This window comes from Citrobacter sp. GW821-FHT07H02 (assembly GCF_059418505.1).
Map to the genome: position 1 here is coordinate 98,753 of NZ_JBWKPZ010000009.1, position 25,345 is coordinate 124,097.

The following is a 25,345-nucleotide window of genomic DNA, read 5'->3' on the forward strand; positions in this document are numbered from 1 at the left end:
ATAGTTACCATACAGGATTCATGGCTAACCTTTCGCCTGAAGGCTGTAGTGTTTTAAACGGGACGGTATGCATGATGAAAAACATTCAGGGACAGGTCACTTTGTTTAGCTACCTGGGGACGCACAGCCCTTACTGGCACTTGTCGGAAGATTGCAACATCCTGCACTTATCGGTCACCGAGACGGCACAGTCGGATCAGTCCGTCGAACTCACGCCCGAACAAGCCAACCGCATTCGGGAAATGACCGTGATTACCTCCAGCCTGATGATGACGCTGCCCATCGACGATTACGATCTGTCAGTGCATCTGGTGGGTCGAAAAATCAATAAACGTAAATGGGCAGGCAGCGCATCCGCCTGGCACGATACCCCTTCCGTCGCCCGCGATCTGGTGCAAGGATTATCCTTTGCCGAACAGGTCGTCTCCGAAGCCAATTCCGCCATTGTGATCCTCGATAGCCGGGGCAATATTCAGCGCTTTAACCGTCTCTGCGAAGAGTATACCGGCCTGAAAGAGCACGAAGTCATCGGGCAAAGCATTTTTAAGTTATTTATGAGCCGCCGCGAAGCCGCCGCCTCACGGCGTAACATTGACGGTTTTTTCCGTAACGGTAACTCTTACGAAATTGAGCGCTGGGTAAAGACCCGGAAAGGCCAACGCCTGTTTCTGTTTCGTAATAAGTTTGTTCATAGCGGTAGCGGAAAAAATGAAATCTATCTGATCTGCTCAGGGACCGACATCACCGAAGAACGCCGCGCACAGGAACGCCTGCGGGTGCTAGCCAATACCGACACGATTACCGGACTCCCCAATCGTAATGCCATTCATGAGCTGATCGATGACGCCATTGATAGCACCGGGGAAAGTCAGGTCGGTATTGTTTATCTCGATCTGGATAATTTCAAAAAAGTGAACGACGCCTACGGACATATGTTTGGCGATCAGTTATTGCAGGCCGTGTCACTGGCGATCCTCAGTTGTCTGGAGGAGAATCAGCTACTGGCCCGCCTGGGCGGTGATGAATTTATCATTCTTGCCACCCACACTTCTCAGGGTTCACTTGAGGCCGTTGCTTCCCGCATTTTAACGCGTTTACGCCAGCCCTTCCGTATCGGCCTGATCGAAGTGCATACCGGATGCTCTATTGGCATTGCGATGGCCCCTCAGCACGGCCACGACAGCGAAAGCGTGATCCGCAACGCTGACACGGCAATGTACACCGCCAAAGAAGGCGGACGCGGTCAGTTTTGCGTTTTCTCCCCCGAAATGAACCAACGGGTTTTCGAATATCTGTGGCTGGATACCCATCTGCGTAAAGCCCTCGAAAGCGATCAACTGCTGATTCACTACCAGCCCAAACTGACCTGGCGAGGCGAAGTTCGCAGCCTGGAAGCGCTGGTGCGCTGGCAATCCCCCGAGCGCGGGCTGATCCCTCCCAGTGAATTTATCTCGTATGCTGAAGAGTCTGGCTTAATTGTTCCGCTGGGGCGCTGGGTGATCCTCGAGGTCGTCCGACAGGTTGCCGAATGGCGCGATAAAGGGATTCATCTGCGTGTCGCGGTTAACATTTCTGCCCGACAGCTCGCCGATCAGACGATTTTTACTGACCTGAAGCAGGTTCTTAATAAGCTTAACTTTGAGTATTGCCCCATTGATGTCGAATTGACGGAAAGTTGTTTGATTGAAAATGAAGAACTTGCGTTATCCGTCATCCAACAATTTAGCCAACTGGGCGCGCAAATACATCTGGATGATTTTGGGACCGGGTACTCCTCCCTGTCGCAGCTTGCCCGATTCCCGATTGACGCCATCAAACTTGATCACACCTTCGTCAAAGACATACACAAGCAGTCCATCTCGCAATCGCTGGTCCGCGCCATCGTTGCAGTGGCGCAGGCACTGAATCTGCAGGTGATTGCTGAAGGGGTTGAAAGCACGAAGGAAGATGCGTTCTTAACCAAGAATGGCATCAACGAACGGCAAGGTTTTCTGTTTGCCAAACCGATGCCCGCCGCCGCATTTGAACGCTGGTATAAACGGTATCTGAACAAAAAAAGACGCTAGCGTTGGCGCTCAAGGAGACGTTGACCGTACAGAATAAAGGTCATTTCAGCGCAAACCTATCTGTCTGTAATGACAGAAGATATGATATCTCTCACGGGTTGCGAGTAATCCTATTTTTCCCTTCTCTTTTGCGATGATTTTCTGCATCATTAAAATCAAATACATTCCGACGTAAGGATGACAACCATGTCTGATATCGACGCACAACGTGTCGCTGAGCGAATTGATACCGTGCTGGATATCCTTGTCGCTGGCGATTACCACTCTGCCATTCATAACCTTGAAATACTGAAGGCTGAGTTGTTAAGCCAGGTGAAAGACGATGTGGAATCGTCGTCAAAACACCCCAGGTCTCCTTGGGAGATCTAACAATACAGGGCTCCATCTGACGTCGGGCATAACCTGACTCAGACTACGTAGCATTCTTTTACTCCACGGTATGGATACCATTATAAAAATTAAAGCTATGAATTCCCGACAACAATCTATTTTACAAATGGTGATTGATAAAGGCCGCATGAGTGTGGCCGAGCTGGCAAAAATCACCGGTGTTTCTGAAGTGACGATTCGACAGGATCTCAACACGCTCGAGAAACAGAGCTATCTGCGCCGCGCTCATGGTTTTGCCGTTTCACTGGACAGTGAAGATGTTGAAACGCGCATGATGACTAACTACACCCTCAAACATCAGCTCGCCGAGTTTGCGGCTTCTCTGGTCAACCCGGGAGAATCGGTCTTTATTGAAAACGGCAGCAGTAACGCGCTGCTGGCCAGAACGCTGGCTGAACAAAAAGACGTTACGATTATTACCGTCAGCAGCTACATTGCACATTTGCTGAAGGAAACGGACTGCGAAGTGATCCTGCTGGGTGGGATCTATCAGAAAAAAAGTGAAAGTATGGTCGGCCCCTTAACCCGACAGTTCATCCAACAGGTTCACTTCAGTAAGGCGTTCATCGGGATTGATGGCTGGCAGCCTGAAACCGGATTTACGGGACGGGATATGATGCGTTCTGATGTGGTCAATGCGGTTCTCGAAAAAGGGGCAGAGGCCATTGTGCTGACCGACAGTTCTAAATTTGGCACCGTACACCCGTATACGCTCGGCCCATTATCCAGGTTCAACCGTGTGATTACTGATTCAAAAATCAGCGCTACCGACCAACAGGAACTGGAGCTCGCCGGGTTGACGGTGAACATCATTGAATCCCAGGCCTGACCGCTTTTCAGATGATTTGCCGCCCGGCAAATCATCGCCTCTCTCTGAGATTTTTCCGATCAGCCAATTAAGACTATTTACCTTTAGTAAATGAATCAAAGTCGTAAAATTAATGTTAGCGATATAACAGGAAGTGACTATCACCTGCGTGATAATAGACTACACACCTGCGCAACACGGTTTTACGGAATGCTTCTTTGATGGCCTCTATTTTAGCTATAGTTAAAGAGACTTGCTTCCGTGAATCATTAATTCAGGAGAAAGTATTATGTTTGCAACGAGCAAAAAAATGACCGCCGCGGTTCTGGCAATTACCCTTGCGATGTCTCTGAGCGCATGTTCTAACTGGTCAAAACAAGACCGCAGCACGGCAATTGGTGCAGGCGCTGGTGCAGTCGGCGGCGCGGTCTTAACTGACGGCAGCGCGCTGGGTACGCTGGGTGGTGCTGCTGTGGGTGGTATTATCGGCCACCAGGTGGGTAAGTAATTTACGGTTGACCGGCTCGATACAAAAATACACTATTTCTGACCTGGTCTGACTTAAAATAATATTTACCGCTGCATTTGAAGCCACGGAAAATACCGTGGCTTTTTTCTTTAGCCGCCAGCCAATTTGACTTTCATTCCTTTGGCTTCCAGCAACGATTTAATCAGGTCGCGCTTATCACCCTGAATTTCAATGACACCCTCTTTCACCGCACCGCCGCAACCACATTTTTTCTTCAGTTCAGCGGCCAGTTTTGTCAGCTCAGCATCATCCATATCAATACCGGTAATCAGGCAAACGCCTTTACCTTTACGACCGCTGGTCTGACGCTGAATACGGACAATGCCATCACCTTTAGGACGCTCAGGCGCCACCTCTGGCTCATTAATACGGCCAGTGTCTGTTGAATACACCAGACGACTGTTGGAATCGTTCATTATGCTCCTCGTTTCAGAGACGCGTTGATGGCTTTCAGGGTTTGCGCAGGGTCTTCTGACTGCGTCACCGGACGGCCAATCACCATATAATCCACACCCGCAGACATCGCCTGTTCCGGGGTCATAATACGACGCTGATCGCCAGCATCACTCCCCTGAGGACGGATACCCGGCGTCACCAGTTTAAACGCTTGACCAAACGCCTGCTTGAAGCGTACGGCTTCCTGCGCTGAACAGACTACACCGTCCAGACCACAGTTTTGCGTTAAACGCGCCAGCCGTTCTGCATGCTCTGCAGGTGACAACGTCACGCCGAGATCAAGCAAGTCGCTCGCTTCCATACTGGTCAACACGGTTACCGCAATCAGCAATGGCGCGTCTTTGCCAAAAGGTGTTAATGCCTCACGTGCGGCGGTCATCATTCGCGCCCCACCCGAAGCGTGCACATTGACCATCCACACGCCAAGTTCTGCTGCGGCAGCAACCGCATGGGCGGTGGTATTGGGAATATCGTGAAATTTCAGGTCGAGAAAGATATCAAACCCACGCTGTTGCAAGTCACGAACGAGTTGCGGCCCGAAGAGCGTGAACATCTCCTTGCCCACTTTCAGGCGGCAATCACGGGGATCGATTTTGTCGACGAAAGCCAGCGCTTTATCACGATTATTATAATCCAGGGCAACAACGACAGGAGAATCAGTAGCAGCGCGAGAAGAAGATGAAGCAGTAAACGTCATGACCAGACCTTCTTATGATGGGCGCCGGGGGTGGCGCGAAATAGGTAAACGGCGTGCATTCTACCCGCGAGAGGCTCAAATTAACAGACTCGTTTACGCTCCTGCCAGACCCCGTTGCACGATTGCCGGAGGTTGCGGGATGAAAAACAACAAGGATGTTGTAACTAAAATGAGATTTTTTTTAAAACTACTGGCCGTCAAGACCGCGAATAGGCTTGATGGTCGACCACGCACGGCAGGAAGGACAGTGCCAGTACAGCGTATACGCCGTGAAGCCGCACTTCTGGCAGCGATAACGGGGTTTACTGCGCACCTGTTCGCCGACCATATCGCGCAGCACCATCAGACTCTCTTTGGCGCGCCCTTCTTCTGCTTCATTTAGGTGGTAATCCATCAGTTTGTGGAATACGCGCATCGTAGGATGACGCTGCAACTGACGGGTGATATAGACCTGAGCGACATCATTGCCTTCGCGCCCTTCCAGAATATCAGCCAGCATTAATTCCGCAGCGGCGCCGGTGTTCTCTTCTACTGCCCGACGTAAAAACTCAGCCCATTCGTCATTCTTCCCGAGCTGCTGGTAGCAGGTTTGCAGCATTTCCAGCGTTTCGCTTACCAACTCTTTATCCTGAGAGATGACGCGCTGCAGGCACTCAACCGCTTTGGCATAGTCGCCATTTGCCATGTAGACCCGCCCCATCATAATCGAGACTCTGGCGCTATTTTTGTCTGCCGCGGCACCTTTCTTTAACAGCGCCATAGCACGATCCATATCGTCACTGCCCATCTGTTGCAGTGCTAACTCGCAGTAGAAATGGGCAATCTCAATACGCTGTTTATCCTTGCCAAGTTTCACCAACCGTTCCGCCACGTCGATCGCTTTTTGCCAGTCGCTGGTCGCCTGGTAGATTTGCAGCAACTGCTGCAACGCGCTGATACGAAAGTCGGTCTCATCTATCAGTTGGGTGAACATGTCTTCAGCACGATCGTACAGCCCTGCCGCCATGTAATCACGGCCAAGCTGTTGAATCGCCAGCAGACGCTGTTCATAGCTTAGCGATGCGCTTTCCATCAAGGTTTGGTGAATACGAATAGCCCTGTCGACTTCGCCACGTGAGCGAAACAGGTTTCCGAGGGTGAGATGAGCCTCAACGGTGCCGGTATCCTCTTTTAGCATATCGAGGAACAGGTCCACCGCTTTGTCCTGTTGGTTACTCAGGAGGAAGTTAACCCCAGCGACATAATCGCGAGACAAGCGGTTAGCTTCATCCTGCTTTGTTTGTTGCGCACTTCTGCGACCCATATACCAGCCATACGCTGCCGCTACAGGTAAAAGCAGAAACAACAACTCCAACATAAATGATTATTCCTTCGCAACCGACGAATCGGGAGTTACCGCAACGTCGGTCGCAGGTGCAAGCTGGTTTTCCAGTCGTTTAATTTTACGTTCTGCACGCGTCAGCGAAACGCGAACACGCAGCCAGAACAGACCGCAAATCAGCCAACCAATGGCAAAACCTGCGGCAAATAAGACGGCAAGCAAGGTAGAGATACGATACTCGCCCTGAGCCAACAGATAATTAAACGTCACCTGTTGATCGTTTTGCGCACCCAATGTTACCGAAATAACAAAAATCGCCAACACCAGTAAGAAAATGAGTAAATATTTCACATTACTTCCCGTTATGTGGTTTGAGCGAATAAATCGTGTTCAACTTACCGCATTCATCCTGTTAAATTACCATTTTCACGACGAGTGCGAAATGGAAAAGCGCCCTGCCAACAAATGATTTAAGGGCAAATTACGGAAAATCAACCACGATCAGTCTTCTTGTTCACGTTCAGCTATCTCACGAACCTCTTCCACTGGCGGCGTTAAAGGCCCGCACAACCGTTGCGCCAGCCAGGTCGCCAGCGTAACCAGAAGCCAGGATATCACGGTCGCCACCACTAAATCGCGAGGCCAGTGCATCCCCAATACCATCCGGCTCCCCATCACGCCAGTCGCCCAAACCAATAACAGCGCAATCGTCAGGGTTCGTCTGCGGGGCCATAACAGCCCCACGGCCAGCAATGCCCAACTGGCCGCAAACATCGTGTGTCCGGAAGGAAATGCGAAACCCGTCTCTTTTTGCCAGTGTTTGCGTAAAAAGCTCGGAATATCATGCTGTCCGGACAGCTGTTCTTTCACTAAGTTACCACGTTCTTTACGCTTTAAAGTGTAGAACTCATCAACAGGAATATGGTGCGTTTTTTCCAGCCAAATGACAAACGGACGGGGTTCCTGTACGCGTTCTTTGACCCAGGATTTTATTCCCTGCCCCAGCATAATCGCCGCCGCAAGGATCGCAAATAGCATAATGGCCGCTTTGAGGCGAAAGCGTAAACACCAAAGAAACCAGACGCACAGAATCACATGGGTGATAATTCCCCAGGGCTGAGTGACTGTTTCAGTTACCCAGTATAGGGCTTTTAACCACCAGACATTGTGTCCCGGTTGCCAGGTCCAGCCCGATATCCATACGGTAACAGGCATGGCAAGTAACAATGCGGCACCGACAGTGGTACGTTTGGCGATAGAAAGCATGAACTCTCCCCTTTGATAAGTCTCGCAATCATAACCGAAAATGACGCAGGTCGGGGAAATTGACAAATTTGTGCCATTCCAAATTCGAACACACGACAGTGATTAGGTGAAGTCCGTCGGCTTATGGCAAAATAGACCGATACAGAAGCCAACAGGCGACGGCACGTCAGGTGCCAGCATAATCTGGAGAAATACATGCAGCTTAAACGTGTGGCAGAAGCCAAACTGCCAACCCCATGGGGCGATTTCCTGATGGTGGGATTTGAAGAACTGGCAACCGGACACGATCACGTCGCGCTGGTCTATGGCGATACTTCAGGGAATACACCGGTCCTGGCACGAGTCCATTCTGAATGTTTAACGGGTGACGCGCTGTTTAGCCTGCGCTGTGATTGCGGATTTCAGCTCGAAGCCGCGCTTTCGCACATTGCGGAAGAAGGTCGCGGTATCCTGATGTATCACCGCCAGGAAGGACGTAATATCGGTCTGCTCAATAAAATTCGCGCGTATGCGTTGCAGGATCAAGGCTATGACACGGTTGAAGCCAACCACCAGTTAGGTTTTGCTGCAGATGAGCGTGACTTTACCCTCTGTGCGGATATGTTCAAGCTGCTGGGGGTGGATGAAGTTCGCCTGCTCACCAACAATCCGAAGAAAGTCGAAATCCTGACCGAAGCCGGCATCAATATCGTTGAGCGTGTGCCGTTGATTGTCGGGCGTAACCCGAAAAATGCGCACTATCTGGATACCAAAGCCGCCAAAATGGGCCATTTGCTGGATGAGTAAATGCCCGCCTTGCGCGGTCCGGTAAGTAAAACGCCCTCTTACCGGGGGAAAAAGCCTGCTCACGCAGGCTTTTTTGATCGTTTAGTGCAGCATATTACGAATCACGTAGTGCAGAATGCCATCATTCTGGTAATACGTTAACTCGGTCGCCGTATCAATGCGGCATCGACAAGCAACCACCTCTGTGCTGCCATCCGTCCGGGTCAGGGTGACCGGAATCGTCGCGCCTGGTTTCAGCTTTTGCAGATCCGCAATATCGATGATTTCCTCACCGGTTAGCCCAAGCGTTTTACGGCTCACGCCTTGCGGGAACTCCAGAGGCAAAATCCCCATCCCAATCAGGTTCGAACGGTGGATACGCTCGAAGGACTCCGCAATCACCACGCGGATCCCCAGTAACCGTGGCCCTTTTGCCGCCCAGTCACGACTAGATCCTGAGCCGTACTCCTTCCCGGCGATAATCGCCAGCGGGGTTTTCTCCTGTTGATACTGCATCGCCGCATCGTAGATCGCCACAACGTCGGAGCCCGGTAAATGACGCGTCATGCCGCCTTCGACTCCTGGCACCATTTCGTTACGAATACGAATATTGGCAAATGTGCCTCGCATCATCACTTCATGGTTGCCACGCCGCGAACCGTAGGAGTTAAAGTCTTTACGTTCTACGCCACGCCCTTGCAGATAGCGCCCTGCCGGGCTATCCGGTTTGATGCTCCCGGCGGGGGAAATGTGGTCGGTAGTGACAGAATCGCCCAGCATGGCGAGAATACGCGCCCCATGAATATCTTCAACCGGATCAGGTTGTGCCTGCATCTCGTCAAAGAAGGGCGACAGGCGAATATACGTCGAATCCTCCTGCCAGCCATAGGTGTCTGAGCGCTCAACCTCAATGGCTTTCCATTCCGGCGTGCCTTCAAAGACTTCCGCGTACTCTTTGCGGAACATCTCCGTTGAGACCTGTGCAACGGCGCGGGCAATTTCTTGTGCCGACGGCCAGATATCTTTCAGATAGACCGGATCGCCTTTTTTGTCATGACCCAGCGGATCTTTCACCAGATTAAGGTTCATATTCCCGGCCAGCGCATAGGCTACCACCAGCGGCGGTGACGCCAGCCAGTTGGTTTTCACCAGCGGATGGATTCGACCTTCAAAGTTGCGGTTGCCTGAAAGCACTGCCCCAACGGTCAAATCCCCTTTTTTAATGGCGGTTTCGATAGGATCGGGCAACGGGCCGGAGTTACCGATACAGGTGGTGCAGCCATAGCCCACCAGGTTGAATCCAAGCTCGTCGAGATACGGCGTAAGCTTCGCCTTTGCCAGATAGTCGGAGACCACTTTTGAACCGGGCGCCAGCGAGGCTTTAACCCAGGGTTGGCGTTTCAGTCCCAGCGTCACCGCTTTTTTCGCCAGTAACCCTGCGGCCATCAATACGCTAGGGTTTGAGGTATTGGTACAGGAGGTGATGGCGGCAATCACGACCGCGCCATCCGGCAACTGATATTGATGACCGTTCAGAGCATAATCAACAGGCTGCCGGTCTTTCTGCGCCGTGTTCAGTTCCAGTGCGCTACTGGCGGCAAAGGCTTTCGGTACATCGCCCAGAGCGACCCGGTCCTGCGGACGTTTCGGTCCCGCCAGGCTCGCTTCAACCTCGCCCATGTCTAATTCCAGCGAACTGGTGAACACCGGTTCATCGCCCGTGTTGCGCCACATGCCTTGCGCTTTCGCATAGGCTTCCACCAGCGCCACCTGTTCGTCGCTACGTCCGCTTAATTTCATGTAATCCAGGGTGACGGCATCAATCGGGAAGAAGCCACACGTTGCCCCATATTCAGGCGACATATTGGCGATAGTTGCCCGATCGGCCAGCGGCAACGAATCCAGCCCATCGCCGTAGAATTCAACGAATTTGCCCACCACACCATGCTTACGCAACATTTGCGTGACCGTCAGCACCAGATCAGTGGCGGTAATACCTTCCTGCAATTTACCGGTCAGTTTGAATCCCACCACATCAGGGATCAGCATCGACACGGGCTGGCCCAGCATCGCCGCTTCCGCTTCGATCCCTCCGACACCCCAACCTAATACCCCCAGTCCATTAATCATGGTGGTATGTGAATCCGTTCCCACCAGCGTATCCGGATACGCCACCCACTCGCCATCCTGTAACTCACTCCAGACCGCTTTACCCAGATATTCCAGGTTCACCTGATGGCAAATTCCGGTTCCTGGGGGGACTACGCTGAAGCGGCTAAATGCCTGCTGCCCCCAGCGCAAGAAGACATAGCGTTCGTGGTTACGCTCCATCTCCAGTCGAACGTTTTCTTCAAACGCGCCCTCATCGCCAAAATGATCGACCGTGACCGAATGGTCAATCACCAGATCAACGGGAGACAACGGGTTTACTTTGGCCGTATCACCTCCCAGACGTTTGACCGCCTCGCGCATAGCGGCGAGATCGACCACCGCCGGCACACCGGTAAAATCCTGCATCAGAACACGGGCCGGACGATAGGCAATTTCACGGTCAGCATGGGCGTTTTTCAACCAGCCCGCCAGCGCCCGGATATCCTCTTCCGTGACCGAGTCTCCATCCTGCCAGCGCAGGAGGTTTTCGAGCAGAACTTTTAATGATTTGGGTAAACGGGTGATATCACCCAAAGATTTAGCTGCCAGCGGCAGGCTGTAGTAATGCAACGTTTTGTCTTTGACCTGTAGCGTGTCCTTACTGGCCTCTCGTAGGGTTGACGACATAGCTCCTCCTTAATGACAGGGTTTGCGATACCTCTGATTCTCCTCAGGGTTAGTATTAAAGATAACACAAACAAAATGTAACGTTTTGATAACAACCCGAATTGATAAAAGAGGAAGAACGTTGCAAGAGGGAGTCAACACAAGATAATGCCCGACAGCATGGCGCTATCGGGCATTGAGAAGAAGGAAATTAACGGATCACGAACCCCAACAATGAGGCCCAGAATAATAGTGAGACGAAGAACGTGCTTAGCCATGACCAATATTTAACACTGCCTGTTTGCATAAGCGACACCTGCATTTGTTCAGAGAATAATATGCTCGTCGTACTTCAAGCGACCTGCGCTGCGACCGCGTTTACCCACCTCAGACACCGACGGTAGTAAACCCCAGGGCTTCTCTCATCTGCCGCGATACGGTAATTCGAACCCGGTAAAATTAACTGAGATTCTCCCAGCGCGATATTGCTGTGGTGCAGAAATAATGACAGCTCAGGCTATTAATAATCTGAACTAAAAAGTGAGAATAAGAATTTTATCGATTATTTTTTCTGTTGCTCATCATCCGCAAATGAATCAATAAATGCCTGCTGCTGTTGCGTCAGATTCCAGGACTCCGGAATTTGCGTCACGCATCCCGTTGCTGTTTCTTTCTCGTCATCACAATGCGGAAGTTGTTTTGACAAGGCTGACTGCTGTTCTTGTGTGACCATCATTTATCCCCACACTTTCCAGATCAACAGCGCAACCGCAACCCAGAACAGTGCTGAGCCAACAAAAACCACGAGCCAGGCTTTGCGTTTCAGCTCAGGGTCTCGGCGTGGTTCCTGGTTTCCAGACGGCATTGCTAACCTCATACAATCGACATCACTTATTGTTTTAGCACCAAACGATTGATGCAACTAATCATCAGATGAGACAAATCCTAAAGAAACTTTAGTCAGAAATCCAGCGAATTTACGCATCGTTTCCAGTGAATAAATCAATCTTTTGACACGAAATAAATATTTGAAGGGTGAAATTTGCGAGGCAGGGAATTTATAACTACTTTACGACCTCATTACCTTGAATATTATGCGGTTACTATTTTCAGGATCGTTGATTCAATTTCCAGGCCGATATATCCGGCATTATTTTGGTATCCCCCACTAACAGGAGATACCAAAAACAGCACCTTCGCGATTACTTCTCAGGCAGTTTAATATCGTTAAACATGGCTTCGATTTCCTCATTAGAACGTAATGCCACTGCGGTATCTACCACATCACGCGTCAAATGCGGTGCGAAACGCTGAATAAAATCATACATATAACTGCGTAAGAATGTGCTACGACGAAAACCGATCTTAGTGGTGCTGTGGCTGAAAATATCATGCGCATCAACACGAACAAGGTCAGGATCGGCAATAGGGTCCACCGCCATACTGGCAATCACCCCAACCCCAAGCCCCAGCCTGACGTAGGTTTTGATAACGTCCGCATCCGTTGCAGTAAAGACAATACGCGGGGTTAAGCCGGCACGAGTAAACGCGGTGTCCAGCTCAGAACGCCCGGTAAAACCGAAGGTGTAAGTCACCAGCGGATACTGCGCCAGCTCTTCAATCGAGACCGATGATTTCGCCGCCAGCGGATGCTCCGGAGTCACAACAATAGACCGGTTCCAGTGATAGCACGGCAGCATGACCAAATCGTCGTACAGATGCAGCGCCTCGGTGGCTATGGCGAAATCCGCATTGCCTTTGGAAACCGCTTCCGCAATTTGGGTTGGTGACCCCTGATGCATATGCAACGACACGCGTGGATAGCGCTCGATAAATCCTTTGATGACATTTGGCAGTGCGTAGCGTGCCTGAGTATGCGTGGTGGCGATATACAGCGAGCCTTTATCGGGCCATGTATGCTCCCCGGCGACCGACTTAATCGCATCAACCTTTGACAACACCTCACGCGCGATGCGAATAATTTCCTGCCCTGCCGGAGTGACTTGCGTAAGATGTTTCCCGCTGCGGGCAAAAATCTGGATACCAAGCTCATCTTCCAGCATACGAACTTGTTTACTGATGCCCGGCTGGGAGGTGTAAAGTCCTTCTGCTGTTGAGGAGACATTAAGGTTGTGATTAACCACCTCAACAATATAGCGAAGCTGCTGTAATTTCATGTTAGCCATCCAGATTTGTGCCATCAGATCATCGTTTGAGAGCAAACTCCGCCGAGTTGCTAATACGATTTAATAATAAGAAAGTCGATAACTATAACCACTATATCATTTATATTTGTAGTGTATAGACGTGGCGAAAAAATAATAAGCCGCCCATAAAAAAGGCCGCTTTCGCGACCTTTTTACACCAAATAACTGTCAGTTAACGGTTATTTCTTACCTTCCACCCACTTGCCGTCCACAAAGAAGGCTGACCAGCCGGTGGCTTTTCCGTCTTTTTCCGCAGCAACATATTGCTGTTTCGTTTTACGACTGAAGCGCACCAGGGTCTTGTTACCGTCGGCGTCCTGCTGTGGCGCGTCGGCCAGATAACGCAGTTTTTCCGGCAGACGATCGCGGAAGCGGTACAGCTCTTCCACTAACGGCGCACGTGTTTCACGTGATTTCGGGAACGTATTCGCCGCCAGGAAGATACCTGCCGCCCCGTCACGCAAGACGAAGTAAGCATCGGATTTTTCACACGGCAGTTCAGGCAGCGGAACTGGATCTTCCTTCGGAGGAGCCACTTCGCCGTTACGCAAAATCTTACGGGTGTTTTTGCACTCGTCGTTGGTGCAGGCCATGTATTTACCAAAACGCCCCATTTTCAGATGCATTTCAGAGCCACATTTCTCACACTCAACGATCGGGCCGTCATACCCCTTGATGCGGAACTCGCCCTCTTCGATTTCGTAACCGTCACACGTCGGGTTGTTACCGCACACGTGAAGCTTACGTTTTGGATCGATCAGATAGCTGTCCATCGCCGTGCCGCATTTCTGGCAGCGACGTTTAGCACGCAAGGCGTTGGTTTCCGCATCATCGCCTTCGAGCACGTTCAGGACTTCGTTTTCCGGCACCAGGTTGATGGTGGTTTTGCAGCGCTCTTTCGGCGACAGGGCATAACCGGAGCAACCGAGGAATACACCTGTGCTGGCGGTACGGATCCCCATCTGACGACTACAGGTTGGGCAGTCGATACTGGTCAGCACCATCTGATTCGGACGCATACCGCCCTCTTCAGGATCTTTCTCGGCTTTATCCAGCTGCTGAGTAAAATCACTGAAGAAGTTGTCGAGCACCCCTTTCCATTCGGCTTCGTGATTCGCCACCTGGTCAAGGCTGTTTTCCATTTGCGCGGTAAAATCGTAGTTCATCAGCTCGCGGAAGTTCTCTTCCAGACGGTCGGTGACGATTTCGCCCATTTTTTCTGCATAGAAACGACGGTTCTCAACGCGCACATAACCGCGATCCTGGATCGTAGAGATGATCGACGCATAGGTTGACGGACGACCGATACCGCGTTTTTCAAGCTCTTTCACCAGTGACGCTTCACTAAAGCGTGCCGGTGGTTTGGTGAAGTGCTGCGCCGGGGTCAGTTCGACCAGCGTCAGCGCATCGCCTTTATTCACAGCTGGCAACGTGCGGTCTTCATCACCCTTACGCAGCGCGGGCATCACTTTTGTCCAGCCGTCAAAACGCAGGATACGGCCACGCGCTTTCAGACGGAAATCCCCTGCGCCAACGGTCAGCGTGGTGGAATCGTACTGTGCCGGGGTCATCTGACAGGCGACAAACTGACGCCAGATCAGTTGATACAGTTTCTGTGCATCGGCTTCCATATCCTTCAGGACTTCCGCCAGGACGGAAACATCAGAGGGACGAATCGCTTCGTGCGCTTCCTGCGAGTTTTCTTTGCTCGCGTACTGATTGGCGTTCTCCGGGAGATATTTCTTACCGAAGTTGTCGCCGATGTAATCACGCACCATGGATACTGCATCCTGACTCAGGTTTGTTGAGTCAGTACGCATGTAAGTGATGTAACCCGCTTCATACAAGCGCTGCGCCATCATCATGGTTTTCTTAACGCCAAAGCCCAGACGCGTGCTGGCCGCCTGCTGTAGCGTGGAGGTGATAAACGGCGCGCCCGGCTTGCTGCTGGTCGGTTTATCTTCACGTTCCAGCACGCTATAGCGCGCTTTCTCCAGCAGACTCACCGCCGCCAGCGTTTGCTCGCGGTTAACCGGACGGAACGGCTTATCGTTCTGGTGCGTGACCTCCAGCGGTAACGCATCGCCGGACGGCGTGGTCGTGCTGGCATCAATTTCCCAGAACTCTTCAGGAACAAACGCTTTGATCTCGCGCTCGCGCTCAACGACCAGGCGCACCGCAACGGACTGAACACGACCGGCAGAGAGACCACGCGCAATCTTTTTCCATAACAGCGGAGAGACCATATAGCCCACAACGCGGTCCATAAAACGACGCGCCTGTTGTGCATTAACACGGTCAATGTTCAGTTCGCCGGGCTTTTCAAATGCCTGACGAATCGCGTTTTTGGTAATTTCGTTAAACACCACACGACTGTAGCGTGTGTCGTCACCCCCGATCACTTCCCGCAGGTGCCAGGCAATGGCTTCCCCTTCGCGGTCAAGGTCGGTTGCGAGATAGATGTGGTCAGCTTTTTCAGCCAACTGTTTTAGTTCAGAGACAACCTTCTCTTTGCCGGGCAGCACTTCGTAGTGCGCATCCCAGTCATGCCACGGGTCAACCCCCATACGATTGACGAGCGCGCCACGTTCATCCTTTTTGGGCTTTTTGGCCGTTTTGGTGGAGGTAGAGTCGGCGCTCTTTTTAGCTGCTGAGCCACTGGTCGGCAAATCACGGATATGACCCACGCTGGATTTCACCACGTAGTCATTACCCAGATACTTGTTGATCGTTTTGGCTTTTGCCGGGGACTCAACGATGACAAGAGCTTTACCCATATTCACCTTTACCTAATTTGATTCTTCCAGAATGCGTCGCACGTTGATTCACCTTCCGCTGGCGACGAGACACCGATATGGTCTCTGCGACGACGGATATCAACCCCTTAAACTGACTGTGTGCACGAAATAGTCAGGAGACTGAGTTAACAGGCTTTTTAGCACACAAGCGCTATAGCACGACGGAATTGTGGTTGAATGTCAAGCAATTCTGTTGCCAGATTGACGAAAGCGTCACACTGTACCTGATAAAATCCGTTACGCAACTTTATTAGCATGCAAAAACAAATCTCGCCAGTGACGCCCTTGTCATAAAGCCCTCGGTTTCCTCATGGAATATTTGCCCATAAGCGGCGCTCGGCGTAGACTAATGTCCTTGTTTAAGGAGTAAAAAATGCACAAAGACACTCAACCCATCGATCGTGAAACACTGCTGAAAGAAGCCAACAAAATCATTCGTGAGCATGAGGACACGCTGGCGGGGATTGTAGCCACCGGTGTGACACAGCGAAACGGCGTACTGGTCTTCAGTGGCGATTACTTTTTAGACGAGCAAGGATTGCCGACGCCAAAAAGCACCGCGGTGTTTAACATGTTTAAACATTTAGCCCATGTGCTCTCTGAGAAGTATCACCTGATCGATTGAAAGCAAAACGCGAGGCCAGTGCCTCGCGTTTTCGTTTACATCAGCGGCTTTTGCCCGCGCTGCCACCAGCGAAGCAACAGTTTGTCCGCGCTTTCTGCTGCACTGCCCGTAAAACGATCGATCAGTTTTTTACGCTGCATAAACCGCACGCTCAGCACTTCGCGACCATCCATCAGATCAAGGATGACGTCATCACTGGTATTCACCTCGTCCACCAGCCCTTTTTCCAGCGCCTGTTGGCCATACCAGTGTTCGCCAGTCGCCACCTTTTCGATGTCCAGACTCGGGCGCATCCGCTGTACAAAATCTTTAAACAGATGATGGGTTTCATTCAGATCTTCACGGAATTTCTGTCGCCCTTCTTCCGTATTCTCCCCCAACAGCGTCAGCGTACGTTTGTACTGTCCGGCAGTATGCAACTCAATATCGATCTCTTTACCTTTCAGGAAGCGGTTAAAGTTCGGAATTTGTGCGACGACCCCAATCGATCCCACAATGGCGAACGGCGCCGAGACAATTTTATCGGCCACGCAGGCCATCATATACCCGCCGCTGGCCGCCACTTTATCGACCGTCACGGTTAAGGGAACCTGCTTATCGCGCAGGCGCTGTAATTGCGACGCCGCCAGACCATAGCCGTGGACAACGCCCCCGGGGCTTTCCAGACGAACCACCACCTGATCCTGGGGTTTAAACACCGCCAGCACCGCGGTCACTTCTTCACGTAATGCGCTCACTTCGTGCGCATCCATGCTACCTTTAAAATCAAGCACCCAGACACGGGGTTTCCCGCGAGCATCGCTCTCGCCCAACTTCGCTTTGGCTTTCGCGGCCTTCGCCTCCAGCTTGTGTTTCTTTTTCTGCGCCTTATGCCAAAGTTTTTGTTGTGCGCCATCCAGCAGGCTCATCGCCAGCTCTTCTTTCATCTCTTTATACTGTTCACTGAGATTCGTCACCCGTAACTCACCGCGTTGACGTTTACGCTGGGTAGCATTCACAACAATCATGGCAATCACGCCAATCGCCACCACCACGGTGACGATTTTTGCCAAAAACAACCCATATTCAGACAACAATTCCACGAGTCCCACCTTGGTTAAACATTCCAACTTTGCCTCAGTGTACAACAGGCCTGTGAACCCGTCTCGCTTCATCCATCAGGATGTTACTCAGTGAAAAACATGACAAAGTGTTCATTTTACGGCGTTATCGCCGTTGGCTGATTGAAAAACCGTAGGGTTTCAGGCATAAAACCAAAAAGTTAATGAAAAGATAAGACAACTGGCAGGGTGACCCAACGCGTCGCCGAGGAGTAGCCGTGCATTACCAACCCAAACACGATTTACTGCAGGACCGTATTATTCTGGTCACTGGCGCCAGCGATGGCATTGGCCGCGAGGCAGCACTCACCTATGCCCGCTACGGCGCCAGCGTCATTTTGCTCGGCCGTAACGAAGATAAACTGCGTCAGGTGGCGCAAACCATCGCCGGGACAACAGGTTCAATGCCGCAGTGGTTTACGCTGGATTTGCTGACCTGTACCTCAGAGAATTGCTATCAGCTGGCCCAGCGCATTGAAGCGCACTACCCGCGCCTTGACGGTGTATTACACAACGCCGGACTGCTCGGCGATATTTGCCCAATGAGCGAACAGAATCCGCAGGTCTGGCAGGAGGTGATGCAGGTTAACGTCAACGCGACATTTATGCTGACGCAGGCGCTGCTTCCTTTATTACTCAAATCGGATGCCGGTTCACTGGTGTTTACCTCGTCAAGCGTCGGGCGACAGGGCCGCGCTAACTGGGGCGCTTATGCGACCTCAAAATTTGCAACGGAAGGCATGATGCAGGTGCTGGCAGATGAGTATCAAAATCGTCAATTGCGGGTCAATTGCATCAATCCTGGCGGCACACGCACCGGTATGCGCGCCAGCGCTTTCCCGTCAGAAGATCCGTTAAAACTGAAAACACCCGCCGATATTATGCCGCTTTATCTGTGGCTGATGGGCGATGACAGCCGTCGTAAAACCGGTATGACTTTTGATGCCCAACCGGGCCGTAAACCAGGAATCGCCCAATGAGTGAAGAACGCTATCAACAACGCCAGCAGCGCGTAAAAGACAAGGTTGACGCCCGCGTTGCAGCGGCACAGGACGAACGCGGGATTGTGATTGTGTTTACCGGCAACGGCAAAGGTAAGACAACCGCTGCGTTTGGCACGGCAACGCGTGCAGTCGGCCATGGAAAGCATGTCGGCGTGGTGCAGTTTATCAAAGGAACCTGGCCAAACGGGGAGCGGAATTTACTTGAACCCCATGGCGTTGAGTTTCAGGTGATGGCGACAGGGTTTACCTGGGAGACGCAAAACCGTGAAGCGGATACCGCCGCGTGTCTGGCCGTCTGGGAGCATGGTAAACGCATGCTGGCCGATGCAACGCTGGATATGGTGGTGCTGGACGAGTTGACCTATATGGTGGCGTACGACTATCTGCCGCTTGAAGAGGTCCTGAACGCCTTAAAGGCACGTCCGGCGCATCAAACGGTGATCATCACAGGTCGTGGTTGCCATCGGGATATTCTGGAGCTGGCGGATACCGTGAGCGAACTGCGTCCGGTCAAACACGCTTTTGAAGCGGGCGTGAAAGCCCAAATGGGTATCGATTACTGACTGTAGGCCGGATAAGGTGCTTGCGGCGCCATCCGGCACCGCGCAATTGCCTGATGGCGCTACGCTTATCAGGCCTACAAAAGCGTTAACCGTTGTTGTTACGACCGCCGGAACGACGACCGCTGCCAACCTGGCTGTGACGTTTAACAGCACGGCGAATCTGATTCGCTTTCATGCGACGTCTGTCTTTCTCGACGGCCACTTTTGACTCGGTTTCTGGCTGCAACTCCACCAGTTCACGCAAATAGTTAGTCTGCGCGAGATCCAGCTCAGTCCAGCCGCCACGCGGAAGACCTTTTGGCAGCGGAATGTCACCGTAACGTACGCGAATCAAACGACTCACCTGCACGCCTACGGCTTCCCACAGGCGGCGTACTTCACGGTTACGCCCTTCGGTCAACGTCACGTTGTACCACTGGTTAATCCCTTCACCGCCGCTGAACTTAATGGTTTTAAAGGCCGCAGGGCCATCTTCCAGCTGCACGCCACGGCTCAGATCGCGCAGTTTGGTCTCATCGACCTGACCAAAGACACGCACAGCGTATTCGCGCTCAACTTCACGGCTCGGGTGCATCAGACGGTTTGCCAGTTCGCCATCCGTCGTAAACAGCAGCAAACCGCAGGTGTTAACGTCCAGACGCCCTACCGCAATCCAGCGTGCGCCACGCAGTTTTGGTAAACGATCAAAAACCGTAGGACGACCTTCCGGGTCGTTACGGGTACACAGTTCGCCTTCAGGCTTGTAATAGGCCAGAACACGACAAATTTGTTCCGCAGACTCTTTCACCGAGATCAGGTGACCGTCGATACGAATTTTCAGACCCGGAGTCACTTCAACGCGATCGCCAAGCGTGGCAATTTTGCCGTCTACGCTCACACGACCTGCTTCAATAATCGATTCGATTTCACGGCGAGAGCCGTGGCCAGCGCGAGCCAGCACTTTCTGTAACTTTTCGCTCATAGAGCTTCCTTTAGGTGTCGCCTTCACAGGCGTCGAACAGGAGAATCAACGGCGCTGTACAGCGCCATTTTAAGGCCGCGTAGTATACAGAGTTGCGCCCTTATAAGAAAGGTTTAACGTCGCCGACGCCTTCGCGCAAGACCACCGGAGAATCATCGGTTAAATCAATGACCGTTGTGGGTTGTTGACCGAGATAGCCCCCGTGGATAATCAAATCAACCAGCTTCTCAAGCCTGTCTTTGATCTCTTCCGGATCCGACTCGGTAAAATCACTGCCCGGTAACATCAACGATGTCGACAGCATCGGTTCACCCAGTGCGGCCAGCAACGCCAGCGCAATCGGGTTTGATGGCACGCGCAGACCGATGGTTTTGCGTTTTTCCTGCAACAGGCGACGCGGCACTTCTTTGGTTCCTTTCAGGATAAAGGTGTAGTTGCCCGGCGTGTTGTTTTTAATTAAACGAAACGCGACGTTATCCACGAAGGAATAGGTCGACAGTTCCGACAGATCCCGACACATCAGCGTAAAGTTATGCCCGTCTGGCAGATGACGAATACGGCAAATGCGCTCCATGGCGCCTTTATCTTCGATTTTGCAGCCAAGCGCATAACCGGAATCGGTTGGATAAACGATCACCCCGCCTTTACGCACAATCTCGACAGCCTGGTTAATCAGGCGTGGCTGCGGGTTTTCCGGATGAATATAAAAAAACTGGCTCATACTTCCCTCACTGTAGTGTCTTCGGGCTGCTCCCATAACTGCCATACGCCTTCGACGCCTGCTGGCAGCCAGAGCTTACGACCCAACTCAATCCACGGGCACGGTTGATGAAAATCAGACCCTTGCGATGCCCATAATTGATTCTGGCGCGCCAATGTCGCCAGTTGAGTACGTTCATTGGGAGATTGCTGGCATTGCGCGACTTCCATCGCGTCACCGCGGTGTTCAGCAAAATGCGCAACCAATCTTTTCAGCCACTTAGCGCTAAGGTCGTATCGCCCAGGATGGGCCAGCACCGCCTTACCGCCAGAATGATGAATCACATCAATAGCTTGTTCTATTGTACACCACTGTGGGGGAACGTATCCGGTTTTCCCACGCGCAAGATACTTTTTGAACACATCCGCCATGGTGGTTGCTTTACCGCATTCCACCAAAAAGCGGGCAAAATGCCCGCGTGTCACCGCCCCGCCGTCCGCAAGGCGTAACGCCCCTTCCCACGCGCCGGGAATATGGGCCTTGTCCAGTCGCTCAGCAATCAAACGCGCACGCTGCTGGCGACGCTCCGTTTGTTCGGCCAGGAAATCACACATCGCCGGATCGGCAATATCGATATTCAGCCCCACGATATGGATTTCGTGATTTTCCCAGACCGTCGAGATTTCGACGCCGGCAATCAAATTCAGGGCTAACCCGGAACGTGAAATTTCTTCTCTTGCCGCCGGAATAGCGGCTGTGGTGTCATGATCGGTGATCGCCAGCGTGCCGACTCGCATCTCAACTGCACGGTGTACCAACGCTTCTGGCGTCAACCGTCCATCGGACGCCGTTGTATGACTGTGCAGGTCATAAATCACTGCGTAATTCGTGTCGCTCAAGGCGAGCTCCCGTCTTAATAATGGCTCTTTCACAGACATCATAGCGTTTCCGGCAAATATACTGAAATCAGGTGTTGACAAAAATCCATCGAACTAGTTAACTAGTACGCAAGTTCACATGAAGAAGGTATCTGAAATGAAAGCTCAATTCGTACTGCAAAGTTGGTGGCGCACTTCCTGATTTCGGGCAGTGTCTTCGCAGCTATATGCAACCAGATACCCGGCCCGCCAATTTGAGCGGGCTTTTTTTTGAACAGAATGAATGAGAAGAACAATGCAAATACAAAAACCGACACTCGAACTGCTCTCCTGTGATGCCGCTTACCGCGAAAATCCGACGGCACTGTTCCATCAGGTCTGCGGCGATCGCCCTGCCACACTGTTACTGGAATCCGCCGACATCGACAGTAAAGATGACCTCAAAAGTCTGCTGCTGGTCGATAGCGCGTTGCGCATTACCGCATTAGGTGACACCGTCACTATTCAGGCGTTATCAGATAACGGTGCTTCCTTACTGCCACTGCTGGATGCCGCACTGCCTGCCGGGATCGACAACGAGCAACTTGCATCAGGTCGCGTTCTCCATTTTCCGCCGGTTAGCCCGCTGCTGGATGAAGACGCCCGCCTGTGTTCACTCTCCGTGTTTGATGCGTTCCGTCTGCTGCAAAATCTGGTGAATGTGCCCGCACAGGAGCGGGAAGCGATGTTCTTCGGCGGCCTGTTTGCCTATGACCTGGTGGCCGGTTTTGAAGACTTACCGCAGCTCGAAGCCGGTAATCGTTGCCCGGACTACTGCTTCTACCTGGCCGAAACGCTGATGGTGATTGACCATCAAAAGAAAAGCACCCGCATTCAGGCCAGCATCTTTACCGCGGATGCGGCTGAACGCCAGCGTCTGGCGCAGCGTCTGGCACAATTAACCCAGCAGTTGACCGAGACCGCGCCGCCGTTACCTGTCACCGCCGTTCCGCATATGCGTTGCGAATGCAATCAGAACGATGAAGAGTTCGGCGCCGTTGTACGCAATATGCAAAAAGCCATTCGTGCAGGTGAGATTTTTCAGGTGGTCCCGTCCCGCCGGTTCTCACTTCCCTGCCCGTCGCCGCTCGCGGCATATGATGTGCTGAAAAAGAGCAATCCCAGCCCGTATATGTTCTTTATGCAGGACAACGAATTTACGCTGTTTGGCGCCTCGCCAGAAAGCTCACTGAAATACGATGCCACCAGCCGTCAAATTGAGATCTACCCCATCGCCGGAACGCGCCCGCGCGGCCGTCGCGCGGATGGTTCTCTGGATCGGGATCTGGACAGCCGTATTGAACTGGAGATGCGTACCGATCACAAAGAGATGTCCGAACATCTGATGCTGGTTGACCTTGCCCGCAATGATTTGGCGCGGATCTGTACGCCAGGCAGTCGCTACGTCGCCGACCTGACGAAAGTTGACCGTTACTCCTTTGTAATGCACCTGGTCTCCCGCGTGGTGGGAGAACTACGCAGCGATCTGGATGTCCTGCACGCCTACCGCGCCTGCATGAATATGGGCACCCTTAGCGGTGCGCCAAAAGTCCGCGCCATGCAGCTCATCGCGAATGCCGAAGGGCGTCGTCGCGGCAGCTATGGCGGCGCCGTCGGCTATTTCACCGCCCACGGCGATCTGGATACCTGCATTGTGATTCGCTCCGCCCTTGTCGAAGACGGCATTGCCACCGTGCAAGCTGGCGCCGGGGTTGTTCTCGATTCTGTTCCGCAGTCTGAAGCCGATGAAACCCGTAACAAAGCGCGCGCCGTGTTGCGCGCTATCGCCACCGCGCATCATGCACAGGAGACTTTCTAATGGCTGACATTCTGCTGCTCGATAACATCGACTCTTTTACGTACAACCTGGCAGATCAGCTACGGACCAACGGTCATCATGTGGTGATTTACCGTAACCACATCCCTGCCCAGACGCTGATTGACCGTCTTGCGACGATGAAAAACCCGGTGCTGATGCTCTCTCCGGGCCCCGGCGCGCCAAGCGAAGCCGGTTGCATGCCGGAGCTGTTGACCCGTCTGCGCGGAAAACTGCCGATTATCGGTATCTGCCTCGGTCATCAGGCGATTGTTGAAGCCTACGGTGGCTACGTCGGTCAGGCGGGCGAAATTCTGCATGGCAAAGCGTCAAGCATTGAGCATGACGGCCAGGCGATGTTTGCCGGTCTGGCAAATCCGCTGCCCGTCGCGCGTTATCACTCTCTGGTGGGCAGCAATGTGCCTGCCGGACTGACCATCAACGCCCATTTTAACGGGATGGTGATGGCAGTACGTCACGATGCGGATCGCGTCTGCGGCTTCCAGTTTCATCCGGAATCCATTCTGACCACGCAGGGTGCCCGCTTACTGGAACAAACGCTGGCGTGGGCGCAACAGAAGCTGGAGCAAACCAACACGCTGCAGCCTATTCTGGAAAAACTGTACCAGGCACAAACGCTTTCTCAGCAAGAGAGCCATCAGTTGTTCTCTGCCGTGGTGCGCGGCGAACTGAAGCCGGAGCAACTGGCGGCGGCGCTGGTCAGCATGAAAATTCGTGGCGAACATCCTAACGAGATCGCCGGGGCAGCTACCGCTTTGCTGGAAAACGCGGCGCCATTTCCACGCCCGGACTATCTCTTCGCCGATATCGTCGGTACTGGCGGTGACGGCAGCAACAGCATCAATATTTCCACCGCCAGCGCCTTCGTTGCGGCGGCGTGCGGCATGAAAGTGGCGAAACACGGCAACCGTAGTGTTTCCAGTAAATCCGGCTCTTCAGATTTGCTGGCGGCCTTCGGCATTAATCTGGACATGAATGCCGACAAGTCGCGCCAGGCGCTGGACGACCTCGGTGTCTGCTTCCTGTTTGCACCGAAGTACCATACCGGTTTTCGCCATGCGATGCCGGTGCGCCAGCAGTTAAAAACGCGCACGCTGTTCAACGTGCTGGGACCGTTGATTAACCCGGCGCACCCGCCGCTGGCCCTGATTGGCGTCTACAGCGCTGAACTGGTGCTGCCGATTGCCGAGACATTGCGCGTTCTGGGATACCAACGCGCCGCGGTGGTCCACAGCGGTGGAATGGATGAAGTTTCCTTGCATGCGCCGACTATCGTTGCCGAGTTAAACGAGGGTGAAATCAAAAGCTATACGCTGACGGCGGATGACTTTGGCCTCACTCCTTATCATCAGGAACAGCTGGCAGGTGGTACGCCAGAAGAAAACCGTGACATTCTGACACGCTTACTACAAGGTAAAGGTGAGGCCGCCCACGAGGCTGCTGTCGCTGCGAATGTCGCTATGTTAATGCGCCTGCATGGCGAGGAAGATTTGAAAGCCAATGTGCAAACCGTGATCACCGTTCTGCGCAGCGGTGCAGCGTATGACCGGGTCACCGCACTGGCGGCAAGAGGGTAAA

At 52.5% G+C, this 25,345-nt stretch carries 25 protein-coding genes and 1 other annotated feature; of the genes, 10 read left to right on the plus strand and 15 right to left on the minus strand.

Features of this window, described 5'->3' with window-relative positions:
- Positions 1 to 74: 74 nt before the first annotated feature.
- The 4 genes from pdeR to osmB all read left to right on the plus strand — a co-directional run bounded on the left by pdeR (position 75) and on the right by osmB (position 3,772).
- Positions 75 to 2,066, plus strand: a complete 1,992-nt coding sequence (gene pdeR, locus AC07NP_RS11680; RefSeq protein WP_494660597.1) for a cyclic di-GMP phosphodiesterase — start codon at positions 75 to 77, stop codon at positions 2,064 to 2,066.
- A gap of 177 nt (positions 2,067 to 2,243) precedes the next feature.
- Entirely contained in the window at positions 2,244 to 2,435 is a 192-nt protein-coding gene (locus AC07NP_RS11685) for a YciZ family protein (protein ID WP_192612377.1), read from the plus strand.
- Between the two features lie 97 nt (positions 2,436 to 2,532).
- Positions 2,533 to 3,285, plus strand: coding sequence for a DNA-binding transcriptional regulator YciT (yciT, locus tag AC07NP_RS11690; protein ID WP_494660576.1), 753 nt, complete (start codon positions 2,533 to 2,535; stop codon positions 3,283 to 3,285).
- A gap of 268 nt (positions 3,286 to 3,553) precedes the next feature.
- A complete protein-coding gene (gene osmB, locus AC07NP_RS11695; RefSeq protein ID WP_162383533.1) occupies positions 3,554 to 3,772 on the plus strand; it encodes an osmotically-inducible lipoprotein OsmB in 219 nt (72 codons plus the stop codon).
- Between the two features lie 110 nt (positions 3,773 to 3,882).
- Here osmB and yciH read toward each other — a convergent pair whose 3' ends face one another.
- The 5 genes from yciH to pgpB all read right to left on the minus strand — a co-directional run bounded on the left by yciH (position 3,883) and on the right by pgpB (position 7,533).
- Positions 3,883 to 4,209, minus strand: coding sequence for a stress response translation initiation inhibitor YciH (gene yciH, locus AC07NP_RS11700; RefSeq protein ID WP_203361034.1), 327 nt, complete (start codon positions 4,207 to 4,209; stop codon positions 3,883 to 3,885).
- Positions 4,209 to 4,946 carry an orotidine-5'-phosphate decarboxylase gene (pyrF, locus tag AC07NP_RS11705; RefSeq protein WP_494660577.1) on the minus strand — a complete coding sequence of 246 codons (738 nt, stop codon included), beginning with the start codon at positions 4,944 to 4,946 and terminating at the stop codon, positions 4,209 to 4,211. The genes yciH and pyrF overlap by 1 nt, the downstream gene beginning before the upstream one ends.
- Before the next feature lie 187 nt (positions 4,947 to 5,133).
- Entirely contained in the window at positions 5,134 to 6,303 is a 1,170-nt protein-coding gene (gene lapB / locus AC07NP_RS11710; protein WP_203361032.1) for a lipopolysaccharide assembly protein LapB, read from the minus strand.
- 6 nt (positions 6,304 to 6,309) lie between these two features.
- Positions 6,310 to 6,618, minus strand: a complete 309-nt coding sequence (lapA, locus tag AC07NP_RS11715) for a lipopolysaccharide assembly protein LapA (protein WP_203361031.1) — start codon at positions 6,616 to 6,618, stop codon at positions 6,310 to 6,312.
- Positions 6,619 to 6,768: 150 nt separating this feature from the next.
- Complete coding sequence (gene pgpB / locus AC07NP_RS11720) at positions 6,769 to 7,533, minus strand: phosphatidylglycerophosphatase B (RefSeq protein ID WP_494660578.1); 765 nt, start codon at positions 7,531 to 7,533, stop codon at positions 6,769 to 6,771.
- A gap of 195 nt (positions 7,534 to 7,728) precedes the next feature.
- Between pgpB and ribA the strand changes: the two genes are divergently transcribed.
- The gene (gene ribA, locus AC07NP_RS11725) at positions 7,729 to 8,319 is read left to right on the plus strand and encodes a GTP cyclohydrolase II (protein WP_490470718.1); all 591 of its coding nucleotides are present in this window, start codon (positions 7,729 to 7,731) and stop codon (positions 8,317 to 8,319) included.
- Between the two features lie 81 nt (positions 8,320 to 8,400).
- On the opposite strand, the gene acnA is transcribed toward ribA, so the two are convergent.
- From acnA to topA, 6 genes are all read right to left on the minus strand, one after another.
- A complete protein-coding gene (gene acnA, locus AC07NP_RS11730) occupies positions 8,401 to 11,076 on the minus strand; it encodes an aconitate hydratase AcnA (RefSeq protein ID WP_494660579.1) in 2,676 nt (891 codons plus the stop codon).
- A gap of 190 nt (positions 11,077 to 11,266) precedes the next feature.
- Positions 11,267 to 11,362, minus strand: a complete 96-nt coding sequence (locus AC07NP_RS11735) for a hypothetical protein (protein WP_238929220.1) — start codon at positions 11,360 to 11,362, stop codon at positions 11,267 to 11,269.
- Between the two features lie 255 nt (positions 11,363 to 11,617).
- Positions 11,618 to 11,791 (minus strand): YciX family protein, encoded by a 174-nt coding sequence (locus tag AC07NP_RS11740; protein WP_494660580.1) that lies wholly within the window; start codon positions 11,789 to 11,791, stop codon positions 11,618 to 11,620.
- Entirely contained in the window at positions 11,792 to 11,950 is a 159-nt protein-coding gene (locus AC07NP_RS11745; protein WP_494660598.1) for a YmiA family putative membrane protein, read from the minus strand.
- A gap of 307 nt (positions 11,951 to 12,257) precedes the next feature.
- Entirely contained in the window at positions 12,258 to 13,232 is a 975-nt protein-coding gene (gene cysB, locus AC07NP_RS11750; RefSeq protein ID WP_192612388.1) for an HTH-type transcriptional regulator CysB, read from the minus strand.
- A gap of 209 nt (positions 13,233 to 13,441) precedes the next feature.
- Positions 13,442 to 16,039 carry a type I DNA topoisomerase gene (gene topA, locus AC07NP_RS11755; protein ID WP_203361026.1) on the minus strand — a complete coding sequence of 866 codons (2,598 nt, stop codon included), beginning with the start codon at positions 16,037 to 16,039 and terminating at the stop codon, positions 13,442 to 13,444.
- A 394-nt stretch (positions 16,040 to 16,433) separates the two neighbouring features.
- On the opposite strand from topA, the gene AC07NP_RS11760 reads away from it, so the two are divergent.
- Positions 16,434 to 16,685 (plus strand): YciN family protein, encoded by a 252-nt coding sequence (locus tag AC07NP_RS11760; protein WP_162383544.1) that lies wholly within the window; start codon positions 16,434 to 16,436, stop codon positions 16,683 to 16,685.
- 35 nt (positions 16,686 to 16,720) lie between these two features.
- On the opposite strand, the gene sohB is transcribed toward AC07NP_RS11760, so the two are convergent.
- Positions 16,721 to 17,767 carry a protease SohB gene (sohB, locus tag AC07NP_RS11765; RefSeq protein ID WP_494660581.1) on the minus strand — a complete coding sequence of 349 codons (1,047 nt, stop codon included), beginning with the start codon at positions 17,765 to 17,767 and terminating at the stop codon, positions 16,721 to 16,723.
- Between the two features lie 236 nt (positions 17,768 to 18,003).
- Between sohB and AC07NP_RS11770 the strand changes: the two genes are divergently transcribed.
- Together AC07NP_RS11770 and cobO are read left to right on the plus strand one after the other, a co-directional pair.
- Positions 18,004 to 18,765: a YciK family oxidoreductase gene (locus tag AC07NP_RS11770; RefSeq protein WP_494660582.1), complete on the plus strand. Its 762-nt coding sequence runs from the start codon at positions 18,004 to 18,006 to the stop codon at positions 18,763 to 18,765.
- Positions 18,762 to 19,352 (plus strand): cob(I)yrinic acid a,c-diamide adenosyltransferase, encoded by a 591-nt coding sequence (gene cobO / locus AC07NP_RS11775; RefSeq protein WP_276294969.1) that lies wholly within the window; start codon positions 18,762 to 18,764, stop codon positions 19,350 to 19,352. The genes AC07NP_RS11770 and cobO overlap by 4 nt, the downstream gene beginning before the upstream one ends.
- Positions 19,353 to 19,437: 85 nt before the next feature.
- On the opposite strand, the gene rluB is transcribed toward cobO, so the two are convergent.
- The 3 genes from rluB to rnm form a co-directional block, all read right to left on the minus strand.
- Entirely contained in the window at positions 19,438 to 20,313 is an 876-nt protein-coding gene (rluB, locus tag AC07NP_RS11780) for a 23S rRNA pseudouridine(2605) synthase RluB (protein ID WP_192612393.1), read from the minus strand.
- Between the two features lie 100 nt (positions 20,314 to 20,413).
- Entirely contained in the window at positions 20,414 to 21,034 is a 621-nt protein-coding gene (locus AC07NP_RS11785; RefSeq protein WP_203361022.1) for an L-threonylcarbamoyladenylate synthase, read from the minus strand.
- The gene (gene rnm / locus AC07NP_RS11790) at positions 21,031 to 21,912 is read right to left on the minus strand and encodes an RNase RNM (RefSeq protein ID WP_494660583.1); all 882 of its coding nucleotides are present in this window, start codon (positions 21,910 to 21,912) and stop codon (positions 21,031 to 21,033) included. The genes AC07NP_RS11785 and rnm overlap by 4 nt, the downstream gene beginning before the upstream one ends.
- Before the next feature lie 157 nt (positions 21,913 to 22,069).
- Positions 22,070 to 22,163, plus strand: a sequence feature (Trp leader region).
- 23 nt (positions 22,164 to 22,186) lie between these two features.
- Between rnm and AC07NP_RS11795 the strand changes: the two genes are divergently transcribed.
- A complete protein-coding gene (locus tag AC07NP_RS11795; RefSeq protein WP_494660584.1) occupies positions 22,187 to 23,749 on the plus strand; it encodes an anthranilate synthase component 1 in 1,563 nt (520 codons plus the stop codon).
- On the plus strand, positions 23,749 to 25,344 hold the full coding sequence (trpD, locus tag AC07NP_RS11800; RefSeq protein ID WP_203361019.1) for a bifunctional anthranilate synthase glutamate amidotransferase component TrpG/anthranilate phosphoribosyltransferase TrpD: 1,596 nt from the start codon (positions 23,749 to 23,751) through the stop codon (positions 25,342 to 25,344). Before AC07NP_RS11795 ends, trpD begins: the two co-directional genes overlap by 1 nt.
- Position 25,345 lies beyond the last annotated feature (1 nt).

Bases quoted from the DNA above. Each gene is read 5' to 3' on its own strand.
- pdeR (WP_494660597.1), top strand. From the start codon at position 75: ATGAAAAACATTCAGGGACAGGTCACTTTGTTTAGCTACCTGGGGACG.
- AC07NP_RS11685 (WP_192612377.1), top strand. From the start codon at position 2,244: ATGACAACCATGTCTGATATCGACGCACAACGTGTCGCTGAGCGAATT.
- yciT (WP_494660576.1), top strand. From the start codon at position 2,533: ATGAATTCCCGACAACAATCTATTTTACAAATGGTGATTGATAAAGGC.
- osmB (WP_162383533.1), top strand. From the start codon at position 3,554: ATGTTTGCAACGAGCAAAAAAATGACCGCCGCGGTTCTGGCAATTACC.
- yciH (WP_203361034.1), bottom strand. From the start codon at position 4,209: ATGAACGATTCCAACAGTCGTCTGGTGTATTCAACAGACACTGGCCGT.
- pyrF (WP_494660577.1), bottom strand. From the start codon at position 4,946: ATGACGTTTACTGCTTCATCTTCTTCTCGCGCTGCTACTGATTCTCCT.
- lapB (WP_203361032.1), bottom strand. From the start codon at position 6,303: ATGTTGGAGTTGTTGTTTCTGCTTTTACCTGTAGCGGCAGCGTATGGC.
- pgpB (WP_494660578.1), bottom strand. From the start codon at position 7,533: ATGCTTTCTATCGCCAAACGTACCACTGTCGGTGCCGCATTGTTACTT.
- ribA (WP_490470718.1), top strand. From the start codon at position 7,729: ATGCAGCTTAAACGTGTGGCAGAAGCCAAACTGCCAACCCCATGGGGC.
- acnA (WP_494660579.1), bottom strand. From the start codon at position 11,076: ATGTCGTCAACCCTACGAGAGGCCAGTAAGGACACGCTACAGGTCAAA.
- AC07NP_RS11735 (WP_238929220.1), bottom strand. From the start codon at position 11,362: ATGCAAACAGGCAGTGTTAAATATTGGTCATGGCTAAGCACGTTCTTC.
- AC07NP_RS11740 (WP_494660580.1), bottom strand. From the start codon at position 11,791: ATGATGGTCACACAAGAACAGCAGTCAGCCTTGTCAAAACAACTTCCG.
- cysB (WP_192612388.1), bottom strand. From the start codon at position 13,232: ATGAAATTACAGCAGCTTCGCTATATTGTTGAGGTGGTTAATCACAAC.
- topA (WP_203361026.1), bottom strand. From the start codon at position 16,039: ATGGGTAAAGCTCTTGTCATCGTTGAGTCCCCGGCAAAAGCCAAAACG.
- AC07NP_RS11760 (WP_162383544.1), top strand. From the start codon at position 16,434: ATGCACAAAGACACTCAACCCATCGATCGTGAAACACTGCTGAAAGAA.
- cobO (WP_276294969.1), top strand. From the start codon at position 18,762: ATGAGTGAAGAACGCTATCAACAACGCCAGCAGCGCGTAAAAGACAAG.
- rluB (WP_192612393.1), bottom strand. From the start codon at position 20,313: ATGAGCGAAAAGTTACAGAAAGTGCTGGCTCGCGCTGGCCACGGCTCT.
- AC07NP_RS11785 (WP_203361022.1), bottom strand. From the start codon at position 21,034: ATGAGCCAGTTTTTTTATATTCATCCGGAAAACCCGCAGCCACGCCTG.
- AC07NP_RS11795 (WP_494660584.1), top strand. From the start codon at position 22,187: ATGCAAATACAAAAACCGACACTCGAACTGCTCTCCTGTGATGCCGCT.
- trpD (WP_203361019.1), top strand. From the start codon at position 23,749: ATGGCTGACATTCTGCTGCTCGATAACATCGACTCTTTTACGTACAAC.